General features: G+C 59.5%; 5 protein-coding genes and 3 pseudogenes. 3 read left to right on the forward strand and 5 right to left on the reverse strand.

What is annotated here, in order from left to right; translation table 11 throughout:
• Positions 1–1,872: 1,872 nt before the first annotated feature.
• From RVY76_RS02725 to RVY76_RS02735, 3 genes are all read left to right on the forward strand, one after another.
• Positions 1,873–5,694 (forward strand): hypothetical protein, encoded by a 3,822-nt coding sequence (locus tag RVY76_RS02725; RefSeq protein WP_317375674.1) that lies wholly within the window; start codon positions 1,873–1,875, stop codon positions 5,692–5,694.
• A gap of 884 nt (positions 5,695–6,578) precedes the next feature.
• Positions 6,579–8,249: a hypothetical protein gene (locus tag RVY76_RS02730; protein ID WP_317375676.1), complete on the forward strand. Its 1,671-nt coding sequence runs from the start codon at positions 6,579–6,581 to the stop codon at positions 8,247–8,249.
• Complete coding sequence (locus tag RVY76_RS02735; protein ID WP_317376699.1) at positions 8,185–9,057, forward strand: IS5 family transposase; 873 nt, start codon at positions 8,185–8,187, stop codon at positions 9,055–9,057. Before RVY76_RS02730 ends, RVY76_RS02735 begins: the two co-directional genes overlap by 65 nt.
• A 668-nt stretch (positions 9,058–9,725) precedes the next feature.
• Here the strand turns inward: RVY76_RS02735 and RVY76_RS18650 are convergent.
• The 5 genes and pseudogenes from RVY76_RS18650 to RVY76_RS02755 form a co-directional block, all read right to left on the reverse strand.
• The gene (locus tag RVY76_RS18650; RefSeq protein WP_410796005.1) at positions 9,726–10,814 is read right to left on the reverse strand and encodes an acyltransferase family protein; all 1,089 of its coding nucleotides are present in this window, start codon (positions 10,812–10,814) and stop codon (positions 9,726–9,728) included.
• A gap of 488 nt (positions 10,815–11,302) precedes the next feature.
• Positions 11,303–12,296 (reverse strand): annotated as a pseudogene (locus RVY76_RS02740) (IS5 family transposase).
• Between the two features lie 353 nt (positions 12,297–12,649).
• Positions 12,650–13,328, reverse strand: a pseudogene (locus tag RVY76_RS02745) (amino acid ABC transporter ATP-binding protein).
• Positions 13,325–13,987, reverse strand: a complete 663-nt coding sequence (locus RVY76_RS02750) for an amino acid ABC transporter permease (protein WP_317375678.1) — start codon at positions 13,985–13,987, stop codon at positions 13,325–13,327. The pseudogene RVY76_RS02745 and the gene RVY76_RS02750 overlap by 4 nt, the downstream one beginning before the upstream one ends.
• 8 nt (positions 13,988–13,995) lie before the next feature.
• A pseudogene (locus RVY76_RS02755) lies at positions 13,996–14,716 on the reverse strand (transporter substrate-binding domain-containing protein); the annotation flags it as partial.
• Positions 14,717–15,003 lie beyond the last annotated feature (287 nt).

Below are 15,003 nucleotides of genomic sequence, written 5' to 3' on the forward strand. Positions count from 1 at the left end.
GAGCAGATTGCACGCAAGGGCTTGAATCAACAATGCCATCTCGAGGGCAATTTGCACGGGGAATGCGAATGTCATGCGTTTCCGCTTCGTCGTCGGACGGTTGCGGCGGCGTGGCTGGTGGCTGGTGCGGGGGCAGAATAGCTGAGGAGCGGGGCTCCTCAGCTTGCGCCTTCGGCAAGGCATAGCCCCCCTGTAGCGGGCACGGACCAGTCTCATCGTACCGGCTCGATTCTTGGCTATCAGCAACGATGCCGGCCCGTTTCCGTCTGAAGAAAGTGCTCCGGGAAATTCCGAGCGCGACCCAAGGCTGCCGCCGTTCCTGGTCGTTCTTCTCCAGCCACTCATTGCGGGCGGCGGCTCCGGCATCATGCCGACGCGCGCGCTGTCTTCGCGCTTTGCGACTCGCCCGCTCTTCCGGAGGCATAATCTGTTCCAGCCCGAGAGCTTCGGATGTCCGCCCGGAGATGCCGAGCAGTTCTGCGATCATAGCTCCGGAGTAGTGATAGCGGCCGTCGCGTAGGGGGGCGGTGGATCTCGGAAGTCCCGCCTGGCGACTGGCGAGCTTCGCCACGGCCCTCACCTCCGCGGCCGGCAGGAACGGTGTCGCCGAGGCGGCTGCTGCCATGACCCTCTGCTCGACTTCGGCCGGCGTCGAAGTATGCGACAGGCTCGTAGCGAAGAGGTGCAGCCAAGTGTTTCGGAAGCCCTCAGGGACTCTGCCGCCCCAGGCGTAACAAATGCGCTCGAGATCGCGCTGAACGGTACGAAATTTGGCCCGCGGCGTCAGGCCGCCGGGTGTCTGTTTGATCCCGGCTTTCTTCTTATTCTTGGTCGCTTCCTTGCTGGATCGTAGCTGCTCACGCGTTGGTCGTCCTGCGGCAAGATAAATCGCATCTGCCAATGCGTCGAAGCAGTAACGTCTCAGGGAGCCGCCGATAACTGCGGCCTCCTTCCCGCTCTTCGAATTGATCGACCCGGGCAGACGCGTGACACGAGCGGCGTCCCGGCACGACGGGTCTGCACCGTAGGCACGGAAAAGCGCGATCAGGGCATCTTGCGCTGCTTGCCAGCGAGGTAGCGCTCGGGCCGGCATCTCATCGATCAGCCAGATCGCTCCCAGCCCTCGCCCGGTGAACAGCAGGATACTCGGTTCCGGCAGGCCAAATTCAGAAGCCCTGGCACTGATTGCGGAAGCCCAACGACCTGTGTCCGCCAGTCGACTCGGAACGCGATCAATGTCGAGATCGAGGAAGAGGCCGTTGAGAGCTGCAAGTCGATGTTCTGAGCGTGGTCCGTGGAAGCGATGCAACGTGATGTAGGCGTCGTGGTCGAGCAAGGGTTCGATCCATTGCGGCGCATCCTCGACCGAGTAGGTCTTCGTAAAGATCCGGTCTCGGCAAGCCTTTACCATGATCGAAGTCTTGCCGACGGAACCAGGCGTATGAAGAAGCCGCACGTAGTCCGCTGGTGAAAGGGTCTTGGTGACGGGAGTGTTTAGATCGAGACTTGAAGGCGCGAGGTGTTCCATTGGAAGGAACTGGTTCCACGCGGTTCCTCCTCAAAACGCGTTGCGTAAACCCCCTTGGTCTATCAGTTTTAGCCTACTTCACACATGCAGATTGCCCGGTGATCGCGGATCGCGGAAACCGAAAATTTGACGCTCTGTCGAGGGCCAACAGATCCGATAAGAGCGCATTATTCGGCATGGGCGGATGCGGAAAGTTCGCCGCGGGTGTGACAATGCTCTTTCCGGCGAGGTCATGTCCGTGGAGGTGAAGTATTCGGAACCTTTGAGTTTCTGTAAGTGGACGAAGGAGGCTTGAACGAGAACGATGCGCACCCAACTGCTTGAAGTGAATAAGGGAACGAAGCATGATCAAAGAGGTGGATATTAGGCAGTGGGCCGACCGAACCGAGGCCAGAGCGCTACTTCCTGTTCTCGTACGCAAGATCATCCGCGAAACGACCCCGACGCTCACCTCCATTCGGTTTCCCGGAAACGATGCTATCGCGTTGCCCGGCTTGGATGGAGAGACGATGGCAGATCTGGCAACGCTCTGGGTGCCTAAGGGCACCGCTCTCTGGGAAATGGGGTGTAATCAAAACCCAAGCGCTAAGGCTAACGGTGACTACGACAAGCGCACCGCAGAAGTCGCTGCGGAGGTTCGGCACACGAGCCATTTCGCCTTCGTCACACCACGTCGGTGGTCCGGCAAGGCCGCTTGGCTGCGGGAGAAGCGCGATCGAGGCGAATGGGGTGGGGTGCTTGCTTGGGATGCGGTCGATCTCGAGACTTGGCTCGACGAAGCACCAACTACGCGTCTCTGGCTGGCAGAACAGCTCGGGTTCACTCAACATGGCTTGGCCACGCCGGAGGACTGGTTTCGGGGATGGGCCAGCGCTGCCACGCCGAACATCTCCGTTGGTCTCGTTGCGGGAGGACGCAGCGCACAGCGAGATACATTGGTGGAGAAGCTGCGCGCCGGTGACCGCATAGTCCCCGTCGTCGCCGACGGCAGGCAGGAAGCCGTCGCGTTCTGCATCGCGGCGCTGCTGGAAGCGGATGCTGTCGATCTTCTTGACCGGATGACGATCGTGACCTCGCCCGAGGCTGTGCCCGGCGCGGGGATCGGCGCGAAGCCCATTTTAGTCCTCGACCTCCCCGGCGGGGAGAGCCCGGCGGCGTTTGACCGGGACCGGTTTCAAGTCATCCGCCCGATGGCTCGCGGCGAGGTGCCTGAGCGGGAGCCGCTCGAACTGCGCCATGTTGGTGCCGACGCCTTTCGCACAGCCCTCGAAAAGATGGGACTGCCAGAGGATACAGCGCGGAGCCGGGCGCTTGAAGTAGGCCATTCCGTAACGGTTCTTCGGCGACGCTTGGCAGATGATCCCGCTGTCCGGCAGCCGCACTGGTCTTCGAAACCTTCGAAAGCCCGCCTCCTGATCCCCCACGCCCTCGTGGGCGGCTGGGTCGATGGCAAAACGTACGATGACGCTTCCTTCTTGTCCCTATTGGGCGAGACATCTGAGGCAGAAGCTATCCGCGCATCCGCAACGCTCTCGCAAGGAGAGGACGCCCCGCTTGTAAGGATCGGCGCCGTCACGACCACTGTCTCTCAAGTTGATGCCTTGTTCGCGATCGGCAGGCACGTTGAGCGAGCGGACCTCGATCGGTTCTTCGTGCTGGTCGCTGACGCCGTGGGCGAACGCGATCCGAAGCTGGACCTGCCCGAGGATCAGTGGTGGTGCGCCAACATCCACGGCAAGTCGCGAACCTACTCCGGTGCGCTCCTCTCGGGCTTAGGCGATACGCTTGGCATTCTCTCGGCATTCGGGAATGTCATCTGCGGCGACAGGCTCCAGATCGATCTGCGCGGCCGGATCGACCGCCTCGTTCGCGACCTGATGTCCGACATGACCCCAGACGCTTGGATCAGCATTCGGCCGCACCTCCGGGCCTTGGCCGAAGCTGCACCTCATGCATTCCTGGATTGCGTCGAGGCAGATTTGGACCGTCCCGCCCAACCGATCTCAGCGATCATGCGCTGCGTCGGTACGCCGGGCCTCTCCCAAGAGTGTCTGCGGACCGAACTGCTGTGGTCGCTCGAGGCGCTCGCTTGGTCGCCGCAGCACTTCGCGCGTGCAGCCGAGATCGTGCTGCGGCTCTGCACTTTCGAGGCGGAGGACAACTACGCGAATACCGCTCCGAATACAGCAGCTGCGCTGTTCAGGGACTGGCTGCCCTCTACGCTGCTGGACGTAGAGGCGCGGATGGATGTGCTACAGCGGATCGCACCTCGTCACCGTTTGGCGGCCATCGGGGTCTGCGCCTCGCTTCTGCCTTCCAGACAACGCTCGGGCAGCCGCACGGCGATGCCCCGTTGGCCGAACGCGGTGGAAGCGCCAAGGTGGGGCACCAATCGGGACTGCTGGATCGCGCAGCGGGTCGCAAGCGGGCTGATGCTCGACCTCGCGCCGCTGGCGGAGGCAGAGTTGGGGAGGGTCCTCGAGGTCTGCGAAAACCTCCACCCCGACGACCTTGTGCGGCTTGCGGCTGAGGTAGGGCGCTGGGCCGAAGCGGCGAATGACGGGGCGCGGGCGGCGATGGCCAAGGTTCTCCACTCGGCACAGAGCCGATTGCGGTTCGCGCTCCGCCGCGTAGGGGACGACCCAGAGGGGGTCGCGCATGTAGAAACGACGGGCGAGGCTCTGAAGCGCATGACGGCCTCGGTCCGTCCTGTCGATCCTCGCGAGCGGCACCGCTGGCTCTTCGAGAACCACCATGTCGGCTGGGTTCAGCTCGACGACGATGAGATCGAAGGTCGAATCGATTGGCGCGAGCGGGAGGCAAGGGTCGAGACCCGCCGCCGTGACGCCTTGGAGGAGATAGAAGCGGGGCATGGCCGGAACGCCCTGTATCCCTTTGCGCTTAGTTTCGATGATCCGACCGTCGTAGCGCGGACGCTCGCGGGATACGACGCGCCGGATGACCACAAGGTCAACTGGGCGGCCTTGGCGCTGGAAGACAATGAGAGTGATCGGAGCAATCAGTTCTTGGCGCAGATACTCTTCATCCCGGACGATGAGGAACGGTTGGCCCGCATCGTCTCATCGCTCGAGGACGGCGATCAACTCGCAACAGAGGCTTCCCGCCGACGACTCGGGCGGGTGCTTCCGAATGCTCGCGCGGGATGGCGCCTCGCCGAGCGGATCGGCGGACCTGTGCGTATGGAGTACTGGGCTACGGCAAGCATTACCCTTTTTCGGGAGGATGGGGCGGCCGAGGGCAAGTTCGTTGCTCGCCGTCTCCTCGAGGCAGGACGCGCCCGCTCCGCTTTTTCGGCTACCCACTACGAGGTGGATGCACTCGCGCCGGAAACTTGGTTGGAGATCTTGGAAGCCATTCTGCGTGGCGATGAACCCGACGGTCCCATCCCTCAACGCCACGAGCTGGAGAACGTGTTCAAGTTGCTCGACGACGCGCCGAACGTCTCCGACACCCAGATCGCCAGTCTCGAATGGCCATTCGCGAAGCTCTTGGAGAACTACGGTGCCGGCTCGGGCCGACCAGCGTGGGCAATGCACCGTCTGATGATGGCGGACCCGTCGGAATACGTTGGGCTCTTGCGATGGGCGTATCCGCGCAACGACGATCTGCCGGAGCCGGAATTCGACGTGATCGATCCCGATCAGAGAGAGATGCGTGCGACGACAGCCTACCATGTACTGGCGAGTTGGTCCCAGATTCCCGGCACCCGCCCTGATGGCGCGTTCGACGGAGACGAATTTCGCAACTGGTTTGCGCGCATGAGAGAATTGGCCACGGAACACGGCCGTCTGGGCGTAGCTTGCGTGCGCCTCGCCGACTGCCTCGCCCGCGTGGCCAAGCTGCGGGGCTTCGACGATTGGCTGCCCGAGGTCGTTTTTGACGTCTTGGACCAGCCGTCGGCCGCGCAGCTGCGCGAGGCTATGTGGTTGGCCGTTCACAACGCCCGCGGCGTGACGAGCCGCGGTCCTTACGACGGAGGCGCCCAAGAACGAGAGCTCGCGAAGCGGTACCGTACCCTGAGCACGCGATGCTGTAATTCACATCCCCGCGTTGCCGCCATGCTGGAGGAAATCGCCAAGAGCTTCGACCGCGATGCCGAGCGGGAAGATCAGCAGGCGCAGTTGTCAGAGCGGTGGCACCCGTGACCACCTGCGGTCACAACTCGTTCCCCATCTCGAAGTCCGCTTCGGGGAAGCTGGGGCATAGCATTTGAAGGACTTGCAAAAGTCCGCGATGGGCCGGGAACGGGCCTTCGGCGTGCCAGATTCCATTGGTCGGACTGGGGCGAATGCGTACGAATTCGGTTGCAAGTCGAGCGGCTACGGTCGCCGCGGGCTGACATCCCGTGGGCTTTTTTGGCCGTCATCGGCAAGTCTCTCGCGACCTTGCGTGACGTGCTCAGAAGCTTCTTGAGAACTCTTCTTACTCTGCACAATTGCAATCAGTCGGTCCACGGCCTCAGGATCGTGTGGCCTTTTGCGCACGTAGACTCGCAGCACGTAGGCTACGAAAACGAGGCCGATAACACTTGAGACCACGTAGAGCGAAAGGAAGGCGATTTCGAACGAGGTCATGACCGAAGATTCCAGACGTAAGAAAGGTGTCATCTCTCGACCCGTCGGGGCAAGCGTTAAACTCAATGCGCCCTTCGCGGTCACGCGAACTGAGGCTGGCGAGGCCTCCGCGATCCTTGGCCATGGCACCGACAGTCTGCGATCGAACTCTCGTCATGGTCCAGATAAGCCTTGACTGCTTTCATGCCCCGGATGATTAGACATCGGCCTAACTAAACCATTGGAAAGCATAGAGCCTGAATTTTGTCTAAGATCCTGTAAGGCGCTGAAATTGCTGATTTTGGGCAGTCCTCCCCAGCGCGAATTGGATTCGCCAATACCAAATTAGGTGCAGCGCGTCTTTCGCGTGCATTCAGCCTTGCCAAGCCTTTTCGTCTCTTCCTACGCTGGGAAGATAGGATCGACGGGTATCTTGGGGAAACTCCTTCATGCGATTTTGTGGCCGCGCCGATGAGATGGCGCAGATCGTCGACCGCTGGCATCGTGCGAGCAAGGTCGAGGCGCCGGAACCACAGCTCGTTATCCTGAAGGCCGAACGCGGGGTGGGGAAGACCCGGCTGGCGCTGAAGTTCTATCGCTGGCTCAGCGAGACCGTGGATGGGGTCGGACGCGAGGGCTACTGGCCCGACGGTGTCGAACTCCTCGGCCGCAGTATCGACGTCAATCCTGATCCCGATGAGTGCCGCTACGACGTGCCGATCCCATATCTGTGGTGGGGACTGAGGGCATCTGACAAGACGGTCGAGAACGGCATCGCCGGCGATGCGATTGCAACCTACGACAAGTTCCTCGCCCCGCATCTCGTCGCTCTGACGATGCGCGCACGGATGATGCAGTCCGGGAAAGCTCTTTTCGATGTCTGGCGTAATGTCGCAAAGGGCGAAGCTGCCAGTTGGAGCGGATACGACACCGTAATCTCGGTCGGTGAAGGTCTGCTGAAAACGGTGGGTATTCTCCGAGGCACCCTCGGGTCATCCGGCGGCGGCGCACGCGAAGAGGCGGGCAAGCGGTCGATGAGCCGTGTCGACGCGGTGATGGAAGATCTCGAGAGCATCTTCAATCCGCGGTCCTATACCTACGCAAAGACACCGGGCGTGATCTTGATCGACGACGCACAGTTTTCGACTGGTGATCCGGGTCTGGCGGTATTCGCGGAGCGCTTGCTGCATTCCGCCATGACGCAGTCCTGGCCGGTCTTGATTCTGGTCACGCATTGGAGGCGTGACCTTGCGCCGGAGTTCATGAAGAACGAGCGATCCTTCGCAGGCATTCTGCATCACGGGCGCGCGCGAACGCAGGCGGACAATGGCCCGGCGGCTGGTCTGCCAGGTGGCTTTCTGACTGCCAAGAACACCCTCGAGATCGATCTGCCGGTCGTCCCGGACTTGTCAGAGGCGTTACAGGATGCCTTTCCGGGGCTCCTGCCGGAGCAGGCAGCAGCCTTGCTCGACCACGCAGGTGGCAACCCGCGTCACCTCGAACAGATCATCGCCTTCCTACGGGAGAACGAAGACTTTTTCGAGGATTTCGATCCGCAGGCGGCACTGACCGAGGAAGGTCTTGCCGAGGCGCTGACCGAGACCCAGGACATCTTCAAGGTCGTCATGCGGCGGCTGCGAGATGCGCCTCAGGACGTGCAGGAAGCGATTTGCCTTGCGAGCCTGAATGGCGTGCGCTTCGTTTCCGAAACGGTCGACGAACTCGCCCGTCTGCACCTCGGCGAAGCGCGCGGCGAGGCCCTCGCGAAAGCCAGCAACCCATACAGCATGGTATCGGCAAGGCGTCGAGAGAAGGTCTCGGAGTTCTCCGAGCGGCTGTTCTACATGGTGGCCGAGCGTCGGCGTAGATCTTTGAAAGCGCTGGCGGATGAAGATGCCCTACGGTTCTCACTGAAGGCAACACTGCGTGCTCGGCTCGAGAACGACAGCGTGGAGGGGCGTTGTTGCAGAACTCTGTCTGCGGGCGATTCACAGCGTGAATCCAGTTGGTTAGACGGGCTGCATGAGCAAGCCTTCCCCCGCCCGCTACCGCACGACGAACTGGTCCAGCTACAACGCTGCCTTGCGCAAGCGCGGCTCAATGCTGATCTGGATAGACCGGGAGATGGCTTGGCTGGCGCCGCATAAAGGTCGGCTCGGACGTCCACCCGTCTTCTCAGATGCCGCTATCCAGTTTTGTCTGTCGGTCAAAGTTCTCTTCAAGCTGCCCTTGCGACAGACCGCCGGTATGGTGGCCAGCCTGCTCCGGTTGGCGGGGCTGAACTGGTCCGTCCCCGACTTCAGCACCCTGTGCCGCAGGCAAAAGACCTTGGCGGTCCAGATCCCGTATCGCTGCTCCGATGGCCCGCTCAACTTGCTCGTGGATAGCACGGGCATCAAGTTCCTCGGCGACGGTGAGTGGCAGGCGCGCAAGCATGGCGCCCAAGGCCGTCGTCAGTGGCGCAAGGTGCATCTCGCCATGGATACGGCCACTTCCGACATCCGGGCCGTCGAGTTCACTCCAAGCCGCGATGGCGACAGCCCGATCCTACCCGAGCTACTCGGCCAGATCCCCGAGGACGAGCAGATCGGCACGGTGACCGCCGACGGTGCCTACGACACACGTCGCTGCCATGCTGCTATCGCCGACCGGCAAGCCACACCGATCATCCCGATCCGGAGAAACGGGCGCGCCTGGAAGGAAGACGGCCCGGCAGCGAAGGCGCGGAACGAGACGCTGCGCGCCACGAAGCATTACGGCAGAGCATTCTGGAAGTACTGGACCGGATACCACGCACGCAGCCGCGTGGAGGCGAAAATGCGATGCCTCAAAGCATTCGGCGAACGCATAGCCGCAAGAGACCCTGACCGCCAAACCGCCGAGATCCACATTCGCGTCGCACTCATGAACCGCTTCAATGCCCTCGGCACTGCCGAGATCGTTCGCGTCGCATAACCTCAGCGGGGGAAGGGGAAGTCATGCCTCAAGCGTGAGTTCTGCAACAATGCCAATACCGATCCTCCCCGCGCTAGCGCCGCTGTGCCGCTTGGATGCGCTCATAATCGGCGTCGCCCTTGTCCTGCACGCGATTGCGGTTGTCATCGCGTACCCACACCTTGCGCCACAAACGAGCCGAGAGGGACGGGCGACGCTCTTCGGCGGGGCGTACAGACTCTTGGTGCCGCGAGTGCTCGCACGCGTCAGCAATGGCGTCCTGTGCGCGGGCAGTAACCGCCGTTTCCGGCGTCGGTGTTCTCGAGGGTCATACTGCACCGCGGATCGCGACGTGGTCCACCCGGCTTGCAAGCCGTTAATATAAATTGCCATTCTTGTCCGAATTCGTGGGGCACATCGGCATTGATCTGACAGAATTTATTGTGGTTTTTGGCGGGCCGGTAGGGACTTGGATCCGGTGATTGGTCTTCGGGCTGGGATCTGGATCTTCTCGGTGGTCGAAGGGGGGAAAGCGCACTTTCGCTACAAGCAAACGGGACCCCACGGCCCGTTAAGCGTCAGTGCTGGGGTAGTAATCCGTTAGAAATGGACGGAAACATTAAATGCGAAGACTGATCGCGGACCGCGCAGACTGGAGAAATCTTACGTTTCATTTGTCGAGCGACAGCCTATCTTGCTTCGTGAGATTTAAGTTGTAGAGAGAACTTTCTCGCCCAACCTTGAATCGCCGGGGGTTGAAAAAGAATAGATAGTCCAAGATATTTAGTTATTCGTTCGGCAAGTATGGATCCGCAAAGTGCAAAGCCTGAAATGAAAAACAGCGCAAGAGTTCCGGACGTGATGCCTAATTCTACCAGCATCGCAAAGCCAACGGCAATAAATATCTGGTGAAATAGAAATACCTCCAGGGTACGCTTACCTAGCCAGCTAAGTTTATTTGCTCCCCATGTCCATTCGCAGATCAACCTCGCGAGACCGAGTGCCATAAAGATCATGGGGATCGAATAGATGAACCTGATAAGATTCACATTAGTGGTTGCGATTAAGGTGTCAATCAGATTTACCGCGAACCAGCACGTTACCCCAATCCCAAATGAAACGAATGCATTCCGAAGTCTTTCAAGAGATGAGACAACATTTGGTGCGAAAAGATATCCAGTGAAGAAGCTTAGAAGTGCGTAGTCAGGTAACTGCTGAACGAAAGAGTTTGCGATAACAGTAGGTCCGAACTGAACCAGTATCATTAAACCGATGTTGATTCCCGCAACAATGGAGACCTGATGCCTTCGCCGAAAGCTCGATACTAAACGTATTATGAGTGAAATGATTAAAATGGCATATACGAACCATAGATTGCTTATGGGGTCCCAAAAAAGTCGACTCCAATGATGCAAGCCATCATACTGTGGATATAAATCGATCAGGCGTTCAAGTCCAAAACTTATTAGCGTCCAGGCAAATATAATCCAAATAAGGACCCTAAACCGGCTTACGGCGACCGTTCTCCAAGGCTTCCTCAAACCCCAATAACCTAAAACCCCTGAGCAGAAAAAGAACAGAGGCATTCTTAAGTCTAGTAAAAGGTTTGTATTCAGCCACCTAACAGTTTCGTTGATAGGACCAATAACGGATGCAGTATGCGAGGAATGTAGAAATACAACCAAGATAATTGTTGCACCTCGTGCTAAGTCTAGCCATTCGACTCTTTTGTTTACTTTTCGCTCAAGGTGAGCGCTGGTACTGTCATGGTTGGACACAGATTGGCTCAATAATCATTGTAAAATGCAATCGGTTACATTTTATAGACTTTGAGTTGATCTGTTGGTCAACAGCTAACTAGCGTTATAGTAAATTACTATGTACGGATGTGTTGTGGGATTAAATACAACCGTAAGATAATCAGTTAGGTAATTCGCGGGGGTAGAAGGTCTACCGGCAAGTCTGTCGAGCGACATAAGGCCGGATAATCAGTTCCGGCCCGAACTGCAATTGTGAGTAGGATAGACTGGGTTGAGGTCAAAGCAGACAATTACAACCCGGTTCGGGCTGCAAGAGAGCGAATCATGCTGGGCCGTCGATGGCGAAATCTTCCACTTAGCTTGTGAGCCAGTGATATGCATTGCGTTCCTTGTCCGCTTTACCGGGACATATGGGCCTGTATTTTTAAAGTATTTTCGGTTTTGTAGATCCCGGCTCTGTTGCGCAAATGGCGTGAATGGCGAACATCCCCTTTCCCCCGACGCACTTATCCTACAGGCTCGGTGATGGGTATGCCGAGCGCGGTGTAACCGTTCAGCACGGCGGCGCGGACCTTGAGATCCGCGACTTGGGAATCGAAGTCGCGTGCCATGAGGCTCTGCCCCAGCAGCTTCACGCAATGCATCTTCGTCTCGGCGCGGCTTCGGCGGTGGTATCCGCTCCATTTTCGCCAGATGGCGCGGCCAAGGTATTTCGACGCGCGCAGGGCCCGTTCCGGGCGATGGCTTCCATGGCTTGGCGTTCTTGTGCGGCGGTATCACGGCGTTTGCGCCCCGGTCCGCGACCGCGTCGTGGCATCTGCGGGTATCGTGGGCACCGTTCGCGGTGACCGACCCGATCTCCACGTCAGCAGGGATCTGGCCGAGCAGTTCGGGCAGCATGGGCGCATCAGCAACGATGCTACCGGTGACCTCCCTCTCGGCAGATTTGCTTTGAAAATTGCCTGTCGGGCAGTGGATGGCCCGAATTTCCAGTGTGTGCTCGTCGACGCCGATGTGGATCTTGCGCCAGAGACGGCGCTTCGCGCCACCATGCTTGAGGGCGTGCCACTCGCCTTCACCTTCGGCCTTGATGCCATTCGGCATTGTCCTTGGACCAATGGCGGTCAATGCCTCATTGTCGATCAACATGTTCAACGGGCCTTGAGAGCCACGGTCGGGAATGGCCACGGCCAAGGTCTTCTGACGCTTGCTCAGCGTACTGAAAGAAGGCACCGTCCAGGTAAGCCCGACCAGTTGTAAGAAGGTTTCAACGAACCCGGTCTTCTGCCGAAGGGCTATGCCGAAGAGCACCCTCATCGTGAGGCATATCTGAATTGCGGCGTCGCAATATAACGGCTGTCTGCCTCGCTTGCCGGTCGGCGGAGGCACCCAGGCCATGTCCGGATCGAACCAGATGGTCAGGGAGCCACGCTGCTTCAGCGCTTCATCGCAGGTTGGCAAGTTCTTGGTCTTGTAGCTCGGCGGGGTTGGTCTGCTCATGCGGCCCAGCTACTATGCTGGTTCGCAAGATGAATCCCTCACCCCAGCCTTTGCGCAACAAAGCCGTTCGATCCCAAGGCAGCGATCCGCCGATTAGGGTTTCAATTCTCGGCTCCATTGGAACGCGGTTGCCGACAAAGCTATAGTACTAGGCTGACGATTAAACTGCGGGACCAAATAAATCTGCTTTCTACCGAAAAATAAACCGAATGCCGTATAAGGGCTGAATCACAACCACCATTCACCTGATATGCAGTTCGCATTCCGGTTTTCTTCCCGTAGAAAAGTGTGATGCTACCACGCTCGTCGCGCGATCAGCCGACAAGGCGCGGGAACCGGCGGAGACGATCGTCCTAGGGCACGTTGAGAATTGCCTCAGGCGGACCCTGCTCGACGATGCGGCCGCCCTCCATAAAGAGAATACGGTCGGCAATCTCACGGGCGAATTGCATCTCGTGGGTGACGATCAGCATCGTCTGGCGGCGCTCGGCGACGCGCCGCATGAGGTCCAGAACCTCGCCCACCCATTTGAGATCGAGCGCCGAAGTCGGCTCGTCGAAGAGCATCAGGTTCGCGCCGATCGCCATCGTCCGGCCGATCCCGACGCGCTGTTGCTGCCCGCCCGACAGCGCCGCGGGATAGCTGTCGGCCTTGTCGGCTAGTCCCGTCGAGCGCCCGACGTTCCGCGTCAGCCTTGGGGTGGCCCTGTACGGTCACGAGGGCCTCCATGATGTTCTGCTTCGCTGTCATGTTGGCGAAGAGCGCGTAATTCTGGAATACGAACGAGGTCGCGCGCTGCAGGGAGAGGATCTAGCGACGACCGGCACGGGCCGCGTCGATCTATACCTCGCCTACCGCGATCTTGCCCGCGTCGGGACGATCGAGGAAGTTAAGGCAGCGCAAGAGCGTGAATTTGCCCGTCCCAGAGGGGCCAATGACGACTACGAGTTCGCCTTCGGAGATGTCGAGGTTGATCCCGCCGAGTACCGTTGTCTCGCCGAAGCGCTTGGTAAGGCCGTGCACCGCTATCATCGCGCATAGGCCCTGTTGAGGCCAAGCTCAAGTTGCTTCTGGCCCTGGTTCAATGTCTCGACGGTGACCCAGTAGAGGATCGCCACAACGAGGAACGCCTTGAAGTAGAGGAAGTTGCCACACGCCTCCTTCTGGGTCGCGCCCATCACCTCGGCTACGCCAAGCGTAAAGGCCAGCGACGTTCCCTTGATCATGTCGATGAAGTAATTGACGAGCGTGAGAGCGGCGATGCGACCGGCCTGGGGCAAAACGATGCGGCGCATCATCCGGCCCTGCGTCATGCCGATGGAATGGGCGGCCTCCCATTGCGAGCGATCAACGCCGCTAATGGCGGCCCTGATCGCCTCGGCCATGTAGGCAGAGAAATGCCGCGTCAGCCGCATAATCGCCGCCGTCACGCCGTTAATCTTCGTTAGGAAGGAAAGCATCTGCGGCAATCCATAATAGAAGAGGAATAGCTGAACGAGAAGCGGCGTGGCCCGAAAGAAGCTGATGAAAAGCACGACCAGCCAATCGAGCCCCGGCACGCGGATCACACGCTCGACGGCAAGGAGCGATGCCAACACCATCGCTACCACCGCCATGAACAGAGTCAGCGGCACATAGCCCAGGATGACGGGCAACAGCCCCAGCATGTAGTCGAAGTCGAGCGGGCGCATCGTTCAGTTCAATTCGAAAGTGAGATCGTGATGTCGCTGTCGAACCACTTCTGGGAAATCTGCGACAATGTGCCGTCTTCCTTAAGCGTGCTCAGCGCCTCTTCGACGCGGTCGCGGAGTGCGCGTCTGGCCTCGTCGTTACGGAATGGCACGGCATTACGGAATGGCACGGCATTGCGGATTTCGGAGAACGGCTGGCCGGCATGGTGAAAGGGGCAGGGGGCTTTGCTGAATGACCTGGGTGGACGAGACGCAATCCATGACAAAGGCAGCTACGCGCCCGACTGCCGTGTCCTGTTCGATATTTAGTTCGTAAGTCCTTATGTCAATCTCATCCGCGAAGAGCAGATCGCGTAGAAGCTGCTCGAAATTCGAACCGAGATTAACCGCCACAGTCTTGCCGCGCAGGTCTTCGACGCTTCCGATCTCGTCGTTGCCTTCACGGGTCACAACCTGCGCGCCGTCGATGACATAGGGCTACGTGAATGCATACGCCGCTTCGCGTTCAGGGGTGATCGTGATCTGGTTGGCGATTGTGTCGATCCGTCCGGCCTCGAGTGCGCCGATCAGGCCGGACAAGGTCATCGTTTCGAACGCGATGTCGAGTCCGGCTTCTCCGCCCACAGCATTCATCACGCCGACCTCGAAGCCCTGCAACTCGTCCTGGCGCACGAAGGTAAAAGGAAAATACCCCCCGGACAAGCCACCGCGAAGCGTGTCGTCCTGCGCGAGCGCGGCACCTGCCTAGCCTGCTGCAAGTATCGACGTGACGGCAAGCGTTCTCAGCATGGTGAAGCTCCTTGATGTTTGAAAGACGGAAGTGCGCCACCGTGCCGCGAGTTCAACTCGCCGCGTCAAGATATGTGCGTATGTCCGTGGGGCGAGCGCGCGACCCGAACAGCTTTCGCATCGCGGGCCATGGAGGCGACTGAATTTGCTTTGAAGGCCAGCCGGTCAGAAGGCTGTTCGGAAGTCGGGCAACGTTCCGCTACTTGCTTCCGCACTCGAGATGCGCG

The sequence above is a fragment of the Palleronia sp. LCG004 genome (genome assembly GCF_032931615.1).
Classification (GTDB): Bacteria; Pseudomonadota; Alphaproteobacteria; order Rhodobacterales; family Rhodobacteraceae; genus Palleronia.